Origin of the sequence: Cyclonatronum proteinivorum (assembly GCF_003353065.1) — a bacterium.
Classification (GTDB): domain Bacteria; phylum Bacteroidota; class Rhodothermia; order Balneolales; family Cyclonatronaceae; genus Cyclonatronum; species Cyclonatronum proteinivorum.
Window position 1 is genome coordinate 3,634,682 of record NZ_CP027806.1, and the last position, 13,180, is coordinate 3,647,861.

The 13,180-nt window shown below is 54.4% G+C and carries 14 protein-coding genes and 1 tRNA gene; 6 read left to right on the forward strand and 9 right to left on the reverse strand.

What is annotated here, in order from left to right:
* Positions 1-44: 44 nt before the first annotated feature.
* From CYPRO_RS13800 to CYPRO_RS13840, 9 genes are all read right to left on the reverse strand, one after another.
* Positions 45-115: transfer RNA gene (locus CYPRO_RS13800), tRNA-Gln, on the reverse strand.
* 80 nt (positions 116-195) lie between these two features.
* Positions 196-1,353 carry a DUF2851 family protein gene (locus tag CYPRO_RS13805; protein ID WP_114985169.1) on the reverse strand — a complete coding sequence of 386 codons (1,158 nt, stop codon included), beginning with the start codon at positions 1,351-1,353 and terminating at the stop codon, positions 196-198.
* A gap of 161 nt (positions 1,354-1,514) precedes the next feature.
* Positions 1,515-1,769, reverse strand: a complete 255-nt coding sequence (locus tag CYPRO_RS13810; protein WP_114985170.1) for a YtxH domain-containing protein — start codon at positions 1,767-1,769, stop codon at positions 1,515-1,517.
* A gap of 312 nt (positions 1,770-2,081) precedes the next feature.
* Positions 2,082-3,164 (reverse strand): mannose-1-phosphate guanylyltransferase, encoded by a 1,083-nt coding sequence (locus tag CYPRO_RS13815; RefSeq protein WP_114985171.1) that lies wholly within the window; start codon positions 3,162-3,164, stop codon positions 2,082-2,084.
* Positions 3,165-3,274: 110 nt separating this feature from the next.
* Positions 3,275-4,312 carry a sensor histidine kinase gene (locus tag CYPRO_RS13820; RefSeq protein ID WP_114985172.1) on the reverse strand — a complete coding sequence of 346 codons (1,038 nt, stop codon included), beginning with the start codon at positions 4,310-4,312 and terminating at the stop codon, positions 3,275-3,277.
* A 24-nt stretch (positions 4,313-4,336) separates the two neighbouring features.
* Positions 4,337-5,014 (reverse strand): response regulator transcription factor, encoded by a 678-nt coding sequence (locus tag CYPRO_RS13825; RefSeq protein ID WP_114985173.1) that lies wholly within the window; start codon positions 5,012-5,014, stop codon positions 4,337-4,339.
* Between the two features lie 253 nt (positions 5,015-5,267).
* The gene (gene ruvA / locus CYPRO_RS13830; RefSeq protein WP_114985174.1) at positions 5,268-5,876 is read right to left on the reverse strand and encodes a Holliday junction branch migration protein RuvA; all 609 of its coding nucleotides are present in this window, start codon (positions 5,874-5,876) and stop codon (positions 5,268-5,270) included.
* Positions 5,877-5,925: 49 nt separating this feature from the next.
* Positions 5,926-6,501 (reverse strand): crossover junction endodeoxyribonuclease RuvC, encoded by a 576-nt coding sequence (gene ruvC / locus CYPRO_RS13835; protein WP_114985175.1) that lies wholly within the window; start codon positions 6,499-6,501, stop codon positions 5,926-5,928.
* Positions 6,502-6,611: 110 nt separating this feature from the next.
* The gene (locus CYPRO_RS13840) at positions 6,612-7,469 is read right to left on the reverse strand and encodes an enoyl-ACP reductase FabI (RefSeq protein ID WP_114985176.1); all 858 of its coding nucleotides are present in this window, start codon (positions 7,467-7,469) and stop codon (positions 6,612-6,614) included.
* 549 nt (positions 7,470-8,018) lie between these two features.
* Here CYPRO_RS13840 and CYPRO_RS13845 point away from each other — a divergent pair.
* From CYPRO_RS13845 to rplS, 6 genes are all read left to right on the forward strand, one after another.
* Entirely contained in the window at positions 8,019-9,275 is a 1,257-nt protein-coding gene (locus CYPRO_RS13845) for a transglycosylase SLT domain-containing protein (RefSeq protein WP_164682810.1), read from the forward strand.
* A 171-nt stretch (positions 9,276-9,446) separates the two neighbouring features.
* Entirely contained in the window at positions 9,447-10,784 is a 1,338-nt protein-coding gene (gene ffh, locus CYPRO_RS13850; protein WP_114985178.1) for a signal recognition particle protein, read from the forward strand.
* 92 nt (positions 10,785-10,876) lie between these two features.
* Positions 10,877-11,473 carry a 30S ribosomal protein S16 gene (gene rpsP / locus CYPRO_RS13855; protein WP_240644765.1) on the forward strand — a complete coding sequence of 199 codons (597 nt, stop codon included), beginning with the start codon at positions 10,877-10,879 and terminating at the stop codon, positions 11,471-11,473.
* Between the two features lie 45 nt (positions 11,474-11,518).
* On the forward strand, positions 11,519-12,052 hold the full coding sequence (gene rimM, locus CYPRO_RS13860) for a ribosome maturation factor RimM (RefSeq protein ID WP_114985180.1): 534 nt from the start codon (positions 11,519-11,521) through the stop codon (positions 12,050-12,052).
* 18 nt (positions 12,053-12,070) lie between these two features.
* Positions 12,071-12,766, forward strand: a complete 696-nt coding sequence (gene trmD, locus CYPRO_RS13865) for a tRNA (guanosine(37)-N1)-methyltransferase TrmD (RefSeq protein WP_114985181.1) — start codon at positions 12,071-12,073, stop codon at positions 12,764-12,766.
* Between the two features lie 24 nt (positions 12,767-12,790).
* Entirely contained in the window at positions 12,791-13,141 is a 351-nt protein-coding gene (rplS, locus tag CYPRO_RS13870) for a 50S ribosomal protein L19 (RefSeq protein ID WP_114985182.1), read from the forward strand.
* Positions 13,142-13,180: the final 39 nt, after the last annotated feature.

The window sequence follows — 13,180 nt, forward strand, 5'->3', positions numbered from 1 at the left end:
AAAAAAGGATGCACATCTCGCATGAACATCCTTGAAAAAGAGTGTAGCCCGGGGAGGATTCGAACCCCCACTGACTGGACCAAAACCAGCTGTCCTGCCTTTAGACGACCGGGCTAACTTTATTTAATAGATTCCAAATTTAGGGAGAAATGGTATCTGTGTCAACAAAAAAAATATTTCATTTCAGGCACACCCTTAGGCAGATGAAAGACCGGCTGATTGCCCGATTGCGCAGTTTCCGCAGCGTTTAGGGGCACACCATTCGCGCTGCTGATGCACAATGCCCAAATGCGAAAGGGTGGCCTTCTGCGCAAAGCCGGCGGCCCTGAACGCCTCCGTAAACATGGCTTCGGGCTGATACTGATGCGAACGCCACAGCTCCAGGGCCTGCTGCTTCAGGCCTTCAGCCATCAGCTGTGTACCCAGAAGGTAAAAGGCAGGCAGCCAAACGATGAGCTCCAGTAAGTGTGTGCGCCTTCCCGCCGGCAAACCCCTGAACACCATTGCTGCGCAGACCGCGGGACCTTTGAGCATATCTGCACGGCCGAGCCGGTGCAGCCTTAGGGCAAGCGCCGCGAGCTGTGCAATGCGCTGTTCAGGCTTGTTGCCGGGCCGCGAGCCGCTCAGGTCCCAGTCGGTACGCTTCAGGCTGTCAGGTTCTGCCTGTTGCCCGTGCAAGCCGCTGCGCGCGAGAAGCCAGGCCGTGAGGTAGGCCTCGCTGGTTTCGGGCGGGAGGGTACAGGGAATGGTTTCCGCAAGCTTCACCATGGCTTCCCGGTTCCGGCTCAGGCCCAGTACAGAGGCGGAGGCCCTGAGCACCATTTTTTTCCAAGCAGCCTCGATAGTAAGGGCTGGATCCCACCATTGAATAAGGGCATTCGCGCGGTTTTCAAAGTAATCCTGCCGCGCCTTTTCCAGCTGCGCATGCACAACTTCTGGCCGGATATAGCGGATGGCCGTTTCACAGGGAAGGACTTCATCCTGCTGTAAACCTGCAAACTGCCCGGGCGTAATAGCCGGGAGAAGGGAACAGCGCAGGGGCTGAACCCCGCTTTGCAGGCGTACAGGTTTTGCAGCCGGATGCAGAAATACGTGCAGGATGACCCCGTTGTAGGCCGGATCGGTACTGTGCCCGTGCGCCTGCCATTGCTGTTCGTGCAGGTGAAGCTCTATATCGCCCCGGAGCAGGGTGCCGTCTGCAAAGCGAAGCGCACCCATCCGGAAATCAGGCCCGTCTCCGGCATTGTACGTTCCGGGGTCTTCTATCCGAAATGCCTGACCGCAGAGCGTGTGATGCCCCTGCCTGCCAAAGGCCAACGCTTTCCACAACTGCTGAAACCTGTATTCTTTCATAGGAAATGATTGGGGTATAGCACACAGCACGCTTCTATGCCGCAGGTTGAGCACAAATTATGCAAGGAACCGGCCATGCGCCTTCAAGCCTAGGTGCACTATCTTTTCATCCGGCTCTGCCGTGCAGATGTTTTGCTGACGCCGGCACCGCCTTGCCGCACTTAGCGGTTGCCCGGCAACAGGTCTTCTTCGGTGAGGCCAAGGTCTTCGGTAGCCTCATAAAGATCAGGGAAGTTTTTGGTTTTGAGACCTTTACCCGATTCCTTCACCTTGTTTTTCAGATCGCTTGTGCTGTCGCTGATCCAGCGGCGGTTGTCCGGGCCGGAGCGCGGACTTGACAGCCATGCAAAGAGGACACCGCCGGCAAACGCGCTTACGGCGGTTATGAGTAGCTGAGGCGTTGAAAATTTTGCCATTGTGGTTCTCCGTCGTTTTTTTGGTTGATTCAACTGAGCGTGCTGCCCTGATCCCGGGCCTGAAATGAACCCTTTCAAGAGGCACATGCACGCCATCGTCCCCGGTTCCGGGGCTAAAAGTGTTATTTTTACTGTTTAAAGATACGAAGTTTTCAGCGAACACATACGTAAAACTTAACGGTGTTAACCCGTATTATTCACAGTATCACATAAACTACACAGCTGCAATCTGTTTAGCTGGATATGCAGTATCAGGGCAATGGTGCTCCGCAGCTCACCCGGGAGGCCGGAGTACTTCCCCGTCACATCGGGTTACCGGTACTTGCGCCAGGGTTCTTCCTGCAGTTTGGCCACAATTTCACGTACATCCTGCGATTTTTCGATACGGCACACCATCAGCGCGTCATCCGTTTCTACCACGCCAATGCCGTCCAGGCCTACAAGGGAAATCAGCCTGCCGCTGCGGCTGTAGACGTAGCTGTCTTTGCAGCCGGTCATCAGTACTTCAGCCGCATCGGTCACATTGCCAGCCTCATCTTTGTCTTGCAGCTCGTAAATCGCCTGCCAGCTTCCGACATCATTCCAGCCAAATTCACCCGGCAGCACGTGTACGGTCGACGCTTTTTCCATAATCCCGTAATCCACCGAAACAGATGGCGCAGCCTGATAGAAGGCCTCTACATCGGGCACGGACATCCCCCCGGCCAGGGCTTCCTGCAGCGTGATGGCCAGACTGTGCAGCTCCGGCAGGTGCAGACGGAATTCATCAAGAATGACATCCGAGCGCCACACGAACATCCCGCTGTTCCACAAAAAGTCACCGGATTCCAGAAAAGAAACCGCGGTTTTCAGGTCCGGCTTTTCGGCAAACCGCTTCACTTCGTGCACCGGGTTGCCTTCCGCCATCTCGGATTTTTCCGCAACGGTCTGAATATATCCAAAACCCGTCTCCGGACGGTACGGGCGTATGCCGATGGTCACCAGGTTATGTCCGGCTTCTGCCTTGGCGAACGCTGACGCCAGAATGCCACAAAAGGTCGCCTCATCCCGGATGTAGTGATCAGAAGGCAGTACCGCCATGCTTGCGCCCGGTGTACGGGCCTCAATAATAGCCGCTGCGGCTGCGGCTACCGGCGCGGTGTTTCGCCCTACCGGCTCCCCAATGATATTTTCAGCCGGCACTTCAGGCAGCTGCTGCTGCACCAGCGCTGTATAGCTTTTATTGGTGATGATGAGCACCCGCTCGGGCGGTACCATGCTGCTTACTCGCGCAACGGTTTGCTGAAGCATGGTTTTTTCTCCTACAAGGCGCAAAAACTGTTTTGGTTTGGCGACCCGGCTTTTAGGCCAGAAACGGGTACCACTGCCCCCCGCCATTATCACTGCGTATCGCATAGTCAGATCGTTTAAAATTTGAAAGTTAGCCCGCATTGTTCGCCAGGGAAATTTCGCAGACCCTGAACCATACGCCAATTTAGGCATTCAGCGCACGAAGCTAAAGTAAGCTATGCCTTTTTAAGGTAAAAACTGAACACCGAGCCTTGTCCGTACACGCTTTGCGCCTGCAGGCTGCTGCCGTGCGACTCCAGTATGTGCTTCACGATCGATAAACCCAAACCGGTTCCCCCTTTGTCTCTTGACCGGGATTTATCCACCCGGAAAAAGCGCTCCGTCACCCGTTCGAGATGCTCCGGGGCAATCCCGATACCGGTGTCTTCCACCGATACCTTCACCTTTTTGGCATGGTCCGGCGAGCGCTGTACCCGCAGCGTGACCTTTCCTCCCGGACGGTTGTACTTGATCGCATTCTCCACCAGATTTACCATCACCTGCCGCAGCTGATTCCGGTCGCCCATCACCCGGCAGTCAGGCTCATCGGTCTGTACGGAGAACGCAAGCTGCTCCTCCGCCGCCCGGTACTGCAGCGTGTCCTGCACCTCCTGCACACAGTCCGCGATATAAAACGGCCTGATGTGCGATTTGAGCTCGCCGGTCTCCAGCTTGGCGATTTCCATCAGGTCGTTGGTGAGAATGGTGAGCCGGTTCACGTTTTTCATGGCTTTCTCCAGAAAAACGCGGTTTACGTTTTCATCTTCGAGTGCACCGTCCAGCAAGGTCTCTACAAAACCCTGAATGGCAAAAATGGGGGTTTTCAGCTCGTGCGAAATATCACCGATAAACTCTTTGCGGTAGTTTTCCAGCCGCATCAGCCGGTAAAATTCCTGTTCGATGGTCTCGGCAGCGGCGGCTACTTCCTGCAGCATCTGATCGATTTCGTCCGTGCCACTGCTCCGGACTTCCGGCAACTCATCAAAATGTTTTTCGGTGATGGCGCGCATCAGCCGGCGCAGGGCTTCGAAGCGGGCCGCCATCAGCCAGCGCATGCTCAGCCAGACCGTGCCAAATGCAACAGCGGCAGACAGCAGGGCAATGCCCGCCGATTCCGGTCCGCTCAGCCCGCTAATGCCCGCAAGCAGCACAAATACTGCAAACAGCACGGCCGCAAAGGTCAGCCCGCCCGCCTTTAGCCCGATCCCGGCCATATCAGCATCCGTCCGATTTTATGTTCATTGCCGGAAGCGGTATCCCACCCCTTTTACGGTTTCTATGTAGGCCTCCCCGATCTTCTCCCGGATTTTACGAATGTGCACATCAACGGTGCGGTCAATCACATAAATATTGTTGCCCCACACTTCATTAAGCAGGGTCTGCCGGTCAAGGACCTTGCCCTTCCGGCTTGCCAGGTAATACAGCAGCTCGAACTCTTTTTTGGGAAGCTGATGCTCCGTGTCACCAATGGTCACCACGTAGCGGTCGCGGTCGATGAGCAGCTCGTGCACACTCAGCACGGCATCGGGCTTGTCGGCATTGCGGTAGCGCCGCAGCACCGCCTTGATGCGGCTCTTTAGTTTACTCGTGCTGATCGGCTTGGGCAGGTAGTCATCAGCGCCCAGATCAAGTCCCTGCACCTCTATTTTCTCATCCATCTTGGCCGTAAGAAACACCACCGGAATGTGCCGGAGGTCCTGATTCTGCTTGATGACTCTGCAGACTTCTATCCCATTCATACCCGGCATCATGATATCCAGCAAAATCAGATCCGGACGGTTCTCGCCCGCCATCTTAATTCCTGTTTCACCCTTATCGGTCGTCAGCACATCGTAGCCTTCTTTGCGCAGACTATAGCTGATAAACTCCAGCAGGTCTTCTTCATCATCAACAACAAGTATGGTTTGTTTCGGCAAAACAGCGTGGTTTTAAAAAGGGTTATTTCATGACTATACCAATGTTAACCAAGTTCAGGCGAATCGCAAACCCTCCGGCTGTTAACAAATTATTATCCGTATGCGGCAGCCGTGTACGCTGGGTGTGTGAAGGGTGGGGAAGCGGAAGACATAGCATTATACATCTGCATTCAAGGCAGAATGCCATAAACTTCTTGCGACTATTACAGCCATTCAGCACCAATCCGCGCCCGTTGTGAAGCCGGAACACATTTCAGCTCAGCTGACGCAGGGCCGCTTTAATCAGCGCCTGAGCATCAGCCGTACTTCCCTCTTCTGTGCGGAGCACCGCCTGCAGGGCTTTTTCGGATACAGCACGGCGGTACCCGAGGGCCTCGAGGGCGGAAAGTGCCTCCGCTGCCGCTGTACCCGAGCCCCTTCCTTTCGTTCCGGTTTCAGCTGCCGTACTCAGGCCCTGAAGGTCCGTCATCTTGTCAGATAGTTCGAGGACAATGCGCTCCGCTGTTTTCCGGCCGATACCGGGCGCGGTGGAGAGGGCCCGCACATCCTGTGTTGTGATGCTGCGTACGAGCTGTTCCCCGTCGAGGGCAGAGAGCACGCCCAAAGCAACTTTCGGCCCGACGCCTTTCACCGTGATCAGCTTTTCAAAAAGCTGCTTTTCCACACTTCCGGCAAATCCAAAAAGCCGCTCATCCGCTTCCGTGCGGTGATGATAAATATCAAGCCGGATCTCATTTCCGGTTTCCGGCAGGGCCTCGAGGGTTTGGCTGCTCACCCCGGCGATATAGCCCACGCCCCCGGCTTCAACAATTACGTGGGCAGTGCCTTTTTCCGTAAGCAGGCCGCGCAGGTATGCAATCATGGTCTGGAAAGTTAGATGATGGGTTTGGGGGACAATTTTTAGCTTGAGCTTACAACACGCGGTCGGGATTGCCGCTCACGAAATCACCCCAGGCAGAATGTCCGCGCCCCTGCCGCTTCAGCGGATGCTCGTTGCCCGGCTGATCTTTACGCATGGCATGGCACCAGGCTACGGCCAGCGCGTCGGTGGCGTCAGCGGGCAGACTTTCGGCTTCTTCCCCCAGATTCAGCAATTTTGCCAGCATGTAGGCCACCTGCTCCTTGGCGGCGTTGCCGTTTCCGGTGATGGATTTCTTCACGGCCTTCGGATAGTATTCGGCGACCTTGAGGCCGCCCCCGGTCAGAGCCAGAATACAGGCCGCCTGCGCCCGTCCGAGCTTGAGCATCGCCAGCGGATCCTTGCCATAAACAGGCGTTTCAATTGCGCAAAAGTGCGGCTTATACTGTTTCACCAGCGCCTGCACTTCCTCAAACAAAAACTGAAGCCGCTTGGCATGGTCATCGAACTGCTCGGCGCGCAGAACGCCAATGGTCAGCGCTTCATAGCGCGTCCCCCTGCGGCTGAGTACTGCGTAGCCGGTTCGCCGCGAGCCGGGATCTATGCCGAGAAAAATTTCAGCTTCCATAGTTGATGCGCAAAAAAAAGGGTGCAGGGCGAAGGACACATCACCCTGCACCCCTATAAAATTATATCAGACTCAATCATGTAATGCGTCAGACGGGATGCCTGCCGGCCTCAGCTGTCCTCGCCGTTTTCGGCATCGCGGCGGGCATGCATTTCGAACAGATCGTTCATCAGCTCCTCGCTGATGCCGTTGGTCACAAAGCCGCCGTCGTGGAACAGGTTCTGCATGGTCACCTTGCGGGTCAGATCACTGAAGAGGGTCACGCAGTAGTCGGCGCAGTCGTCGGCGGTCGGGTTGCCGAGGGGCGACATCTTTTCTGCAAAGGTAAACATGCCGTCAAAACCCTTGATGCCCGAGCCCGCCGAAGTAATCGTCGGGGCCTGCGACACCGTGTTTACGCGGATGCCGCGCTTGCCGAGGCGGGAACCGTAGTTCCGAGCAATACTTTCGAGCAGCGCCTTAGCGTCGTTCATATCCGAATATTTCGAGAAAATACGCTGCGCTCCAATGTAGGAAAGCGCCACAACGCTCGCGCCGTCATTAAGAATCCCCGCCTTGTCGGCAAAGTGAATCACCTTGTGCAGGGAGATGGCCGAAATATCGAGCGACTGCTGAAACCAGTTGTAGTTCAGGTCATCGTAAGGCTTGCTCTTGCGGATATTGGGCGACATGCCAATGGCATGCAGGATAAAATCGATGCTGCCCAGCTCGGCTTTTACTTTCTCCATCATAGCCGCGACATCGTCTTCCTTCGAAACATCACAGGGGATAACCGCCGCGCCAGTCTCTTCGCTCAGCGCATTCAGCGCCCCCAGCCGCAGCGCTACGGGCGCATTCGACAATACAAAGGAAGCCCCTTCCCGTTTGCACGCCAGCGCAACGCGCCAGGCGATGCTGCGCTCGTCAAGTGCGCCAAAAATAATTCCCTTTTTGCCTTTGAGCAGGCCATAACCTTCCGTGTAGTTCATCTTCTGTAGTTTTGTTGTATAGGATGATGTGTTCCGTATCCGGCCCCGGCTTCCGTGCCGGATCAGCCTGTAAGCTGTTCAGGGCTTCGCCGGGCTTTGTTTAATAAGGCCCGACACCTCACCGGATAATCTCACAAATATCTGATTTAGTTGGCTTTAAAATATCATACCGGCCGGATCATTCCGCCTCCCGACCGTAGCGTTGTGAATATACACATTTAATTGACGAACCTTAAGCCGCATTCTGCATCGGCAAGTTGTCATCACAGGCTATGCTTTCGCTGCTTTTTTTCATCTGCGCCCATATGGAGGTATCCTATGAGGGACTGTTTTCAAGGGCAATACAAATGATCAACTACAGGCGCAAACGTCCGGCTGTGCCGCCGTAATTTTCCCGCCTCAATAAAACTGTTAAATTATGCTTTAGTTGAATACTTTTAATGAGTTCGGCGGGTTCAAATCCCATCCTTTATTGAAGATGCCCGCTTCCGCATTTCAAAAAATGAAAAGTCTGCTATGTACATCTTTCGCTTACCGCTGGTTTTACTCTTGATCCTCAGCCTCCTGAGTACCATACTCCTCAATCCTGACACCGCTGCCGCACAGGACTTTGAAGAGTTTCTCCGCGCGCAGGAAGAGGCCCTTACGCGTTTTGAAGCGGCTCAAACCGAAGGCGTTTTTGCACAAATTGAGGCTTGGGAAGCATTTCGGCAGGTCGAACAAGCGCGGTTCGAAGATTTTCGCGAAGCCATGACCGCCCGCTGGGGAAGCTTTCGCCAGCGCTCCCAAAAGCGCTGGGTTGAATACACCGACGAGGGCGACGCCCGCTGGGAAGTTGATTTTGAAGAAGGTGAAGTCGTGGTTGAGGTCGCACAAAGGCCGGGTGAAACCGACGAAGCGGCCCGGCAGCGGCTGCAGTCCGCACTGCGGGAGCTCGTCCGCAGCGGCGCTACGCAAACGGGCCTGCCCGGGGATGAAAGCCGCATATTAAGCGTACCGGTTCTGGAAGGACAGCTGCCACAGCTCACCGTCGAAAGCAGCGATGCAGCAATCGAAGCCCTTGCACAGGGCGCCGAACGCGTAACCGTAAGCCCAGCCGATCATACAGATGAGGACACCGAGGCCCGCCCCCAAGCTGATCCTGATCCTGAGCCGGAAACCGAACCGGAAGCGCAGCCTGAAGCCGAAGCACAACCGCTGCCTGAGCCGGCTGAGGGGGTGCTCAGACTCAACCTCACCCTTGCCCCTGATCACCTGCAGGTTCGTGCCGCGCGTATCCGCGAGGAGCTGCTTTATGCCGCCAACCGCTGGAACCATGATCCGGCCCTGCTGCTGGCCGTGGTTCATACCGAGTCGTACTTCAACCCTACCGCACGCTCGCATGCCAATGCCCTGGGACTCATGCAGATCGTGCCCAATACCGCCGGCCGCGACGTTTACCGGCACCTGAACGGTAGCGACGGCATCCCCGGTCCTGACCTTCTGTTTGATCCGGCAGCCAACATGATTTACGGCGCTGTTTACCTTGATTTACTGCGCAGCCGCTATATCCGCGGGGTGGAATCGGCTGCGGTACATGAATTTATGATCATCGCGGCCTACAACACCGGCGCAGGTAACGTTGCCCGCGCGTACACCGGCAGTACCAACATCAGCCGGGCAGCACAGCAGGCCAACCAAATGACCGCGGATGAAAACCTGCGTCACCTGCTCGATAACCTCCCCTATCAGGAAACCCGCGACTATCTCCCCAAAGTGCTGGAAAGGCGCGCCCAGTACCAGGCCTGGCTGAACGCCACTGAATAAGAAGATTCAGGCTGACGGCGGGCGACAACATACACCGCGCCATACACTTATCGGCGGGTTCAACAGGTTGACGGGAATTCTCTTACTTTCGTTATTGAGTTAGAAGGGAATAATCTGTATTTTTCGCAACTTTGCAATAATCTAAGCAAACCAGCAAAAAATACGCCCGTCATGTTTGATGATCTTTCGTCCAAATTACAGTCCACATTTAAAAGCCTCAGCGGTCAGTCCAAAATTACGGACCTGAACATAGCTGAAGCCGTACGCGAAATCCGCAGAGCGCTGCTCGATGCAGATGTCAACTACGAGGTGGCCCGTGAATTTACGAAAAAAGTGAAAGATCAGGCCCTGGAGCAGGACGTACTCACGAGCGTATCCCCCGGTCAGCTGTTCACCAAAATTGTGTATGATGAGCTTACGCAGGTGCTGGGCGGTCAGAAAGAGGAAATCCGCTTTGCTTCTACCCCGCCTTCTGTTATTCTGATTGCGGGACTGCAGGGTTCCGGTAAAACAACCTTTACCGGTAAGCTCGCCAAGTATCTCAAAAGCAAGGGGCGCAACCCCGTTCTCGCTGCCGCTGACGTCTATCGACCCGCCGCGATTGAGCAGCTCAAAACCCTGGCCGAGCAGATAAAAGTACCCGTTTATTCCATTGAGGAAAAAAACGCGGTTCGCACCGCCAAGGAAGCCCTTCAGTTTGCGCGCAGCAACGCTCATGATGTGCTGATTATCGATACCGCAGGCCGCCTTCACGTTGATGAAAAAATGATGGCGGAAGTTTCCGAAATCAAAAAAGCGGTACAGCCCAACGAAATTCTTTTTGTGGTGGATTCCATGACGGGTCAGGACGCCGTCAACACCGCGCGCGAATTTGACAAAACCATTGATTTTGACGGCGTTGTGCTCACCAAGCTTGACGGAGATACCCGCGGTGGTGCAGCCCTTTCCATCCGGAACGTCGTAGAGAAGCCCATCAAGTTTATCAGCATGGGCGAAAAAATGGACTCCCTCACCCCGTTTTATCCCGACCGGATGGCGCAGCGCATCCTCGGCATGGGTGACGTTATTTCGCTTGTAGAAAAAGCTCAGCAGGAATACGACGAGAAGGAAGCCAAGCAACTTCAGCAGCGCATTACCTCTGATAAATTTGATCTGGAGGATTTCCAGAAGCAGATTCATCAGATCAAGAAAATGGGTTCGCTTAAAGACCTTGCCGGCATGATACCCGGCGTAAGCCAAAAGCTGAAAGACACCGAAATTGAGGACAATGCGCTCGATCCCATTGAAGCCATCATCAGCTCTATGACGCCTGACGAACGCCGCAATCCGCAGCTGCTCAATGCAAGCCGGAAAAGACGAATTGCCGCAGGCTCGGGCACTTCCGTGCGGGCAGTTAACGATCTGCTCAAGCAGTTTGCTCAAATGAAGAAAATGATGAAGACAATGACGAAGATGAGCAAAATGGGCCGCGCGATGCAGGGCCTGAAAAACCTCACCGGGCGCCCCTGATTTATTCGTAACATCATGCCTGTTTCCGGGTCCGCCCAAGAACATGTTTCAACACACATAAAACGCAATACACGTATTAAGGAGAAATAATTTTGGTAAGAATCAGATTACAACGCCACGGGCGCAAAAGAGCGCCGTTTTACCATATCGTGGCAGCCGACAGCCGTAAAAAACGCGACGGTCGCGTTATTGAGCGCCTCGGACGCTACAATCCGGTAGCAACACCTGCAACAGTGGCTGTTGATACCGAGCGGGTGATGTACTGGATTAAAACAGGTGCACAGCCTTCAGAAACCGTTGAGCGTCTGCTCAGAAACGAAGGGATTTACTACCGCCTCCACCTTGAGCGCTGGAAAAAGTCTCCCGAAGAAATTGAAGCCGCTGTAAGCAGCTGGAAGGAGGAAAAAGCTGCAAAAGCCGGCTCTACCGTATCCAACAAAGAGGCCAAGAAAGCTGCCATCGCCGCTGAGGAAGAAGCTTTTCAGGCAGAGCAAAAGAAACGTGCGGAAGAAGAAGCTAAAAAAGCTGAAGAAGCGCGCATTGCCAAAGAAAAAGCCGATGCAGAAGCCAAGGCCGCTGCGGAAGCTGCAAAAGCCGAGGCTGAAGCCGCTCCGGACACCGCTGCTGAAGCTGATGCCCCTGCCGAAGAAACCGGCGACGCTCCCGCTGAAGAAACCAAAAGCGAATAACCGCTTACGGTTCTCACATCCTCCTTCTCTGAACGCTGGTATTTCATGTATCCGATTGGCTTCATAAAAAAGGCACACGGTATTAAAGGTGAAATCGTCCTGGTTCATGAGGAAGGCGCCCCGCCCGAAATGCACGGGCTGTTTTTTTTCAAAAGCAGCAGGGGTGATTATGAACCGGTTCGCATAGAAGCAATCCGCCCGAACGGCAGACCCGGCTCGGGCATGTTCTTTGTCTTATTTTCAGGTATTACAAACCGCTCTGAAGCTGAAACCCTGCAGGGGCTCGTGCTGTATTCCTCCACTGAACCGGAAGCCATTGCGCAGCCGGATGAAGAAGAGGTCTATATGCAGGAGCTGCACAGCTGCGAAGGCTATCAGATTGAAGACGCAGCTAACGGAATCAGCGGATACATCATAGATGTGATGGAAACGCCGGCGCATCCCGTGTTTGAAATTCAGCTGCCGTCAGCCCTCCTGCTCGTACCCGTAGTTGACGCCTACATCAGCACGATCGATCATGAGGAGCAGCAGGTTTCAGCACAAAACCTCGATGCCTTTTTTGACACCGAGGAGTCCTGAACACCTTACTTCAAACCTATGCTCAGAATTGACCTGCTTTCCGTTGTGCCCGACATGCTGCACAGTCCGCTGGATCACAGCATTATCCGAAATGCGCGTGACAAACAGCTTGCTGAAATCCATGTGCACAACATCCGGAAGTATTCCACGCATAAGCATCGCAAAGTGGACGACTACCCGTTTGGCGGCGGCGCAGGCATGGTACTGACCCCGCAGCCGGTCTTTGACTGCGTTGACGCGCTGAAAAGCGGCCGCACCTACGATGAAGTCATTTTTATGACGCCCGATGCTCCCGTTTTCACGCAAGATGACGCCAACCGCCTTTCGCTTTGCAGCAATCTCATGATTTTATGCGGGCACTACAAAGGCGTTGATCAGCGCATCCGGGACGAACTCATCACAAGAGAGTACAGCATAGGCGATTTCGTACTTTCAGGCGGTGAACTTCCGGCGCTTGTGGTAACCGACGCCATCGTCAGGCTCCTGCCCGGCGTACTCGGCGATGCGGAAAGCGCGCTCACGGATTCCTTCATGGACGACCTGCTCGACGCGCCGCACTACACCCGTCCGGCCTCTTACCGCGGACTTGAAATACCTGAAATCCTACGCTCCGGCGATCATAAGCGCATTCAGGCGTGGCGTCAGCAGCAGATGGAAGACAAGACAAAACAGCTCAGACCGGATCTTTATAAACAATTTCTGAATAATCAATAAAGCACAGTTCTAATCAGGCAAAAAATGGAAAAGCTCAAATTAATTGAACAAACTCAGGTGGGCGAAGTCGTTGACTTCAAGCCCGGCGACACGGTTAACATTCACTACCGTGTACGTGAAGGTGAAAAAGAGCGTATTCAGCAGTATGAAGGGGTTGTTATCAACATGCGCGGCTCTACTGCGAACAAAACCTTTACCGTACGTAAAATCTCCAACAACATTGGCGTAGAGCGTATTTTCCCGATGTACTCTCCCTTCATTTCCAAAATTGAAGTGAAGAAGCGCGGTAAAGTCCGTCGTGCAAAGCTTTTCTATCTGCGTGCCCTCCGCGGAAAAGCCGCCCGTATCAAAGAAAAAGCGCGCTTTACCCGCTAAATCACCGCGTTTACCTGCCGGCAAATCAGGCAGGTGCCC

Bases quoted from the DNA above. Each gene is read 5' to 3' on its own strand.
- CYPRO_RS13805 (WP_114985169.1), bottom strand. From the start codon at position 1,353: ATGAAAGAATACAGGTTTCAGCAGTTGTGGAAAGCGTTGGCCTTTGGC.
- CYPRO_RS13810 (WP_114985170.1), bottom strand. From the start codon at position 1,769: ATGGCAAAATTTTCAACGCCTCAGCTACTCATAACCGCCGTAAGCGCG.
- CYPRO_RS13815 (WP_114985171.1), bottom strand. From the start codon at position 3,164: ATGCGATACGCAGTGATAATGGCGGGGGGCAGTGGTACCCGTTTCTGG.
- CYPRO_RS13820 (WP_114985172.1), bottom strand. From the start codon at position 4,312: ATGGCCGGGATCGGGCTAAAGGCGGGCGGGCTGACCTTTGCGGCCGTG.
- ruvA (WP_114985174.1), bottom strand. From the start codon at position 5,876: ATGATTGCATACCTGCGCGGCCTGCTTACGGAAAAAGGCACTGCCCAC.
- ruvC (WP_114985175.1), bottom strand. From the start codon at position 6,501: ATGGAAGCTGAAATTTTTCTCGGCATAGATCCCGGCTCGCGGCGAACC.
- CYPRO_RS13840 (WP_114985176.1), bottom strand. From the start codon at position 7,469: ATGAACTACACGGAAGGTTATGGCCTGCTCAAAGGCAAAAAGGGAATT.
- ffh (WP_114985178.1), top strand. From the start codon at position 9,447: ATGTTTGATGATCTTTCGTCCAAATTACAGTCCACATTTAAAAGCCTC.
- rimM (WP_114985180.1), top strand. From the start codon at position 11,519: ATGTATCCGATTGGCTTCATAAAAAAGGCACACGGTATTAAAGGTGAA.
- trmD (WP_114985181.1), top strand. From the start codon at position 12,071: ATGCTCAGAATTGACCTGCTTTCCGTTGTGCCCGACATGCTGCACAGT.
- rplS (WP_114985182.1), top strand. From the start codon at position 12,791: ATGGAAAAGCTCAAATTAATTGAACAAACTCAGGTGGGCGAAGTCGTT.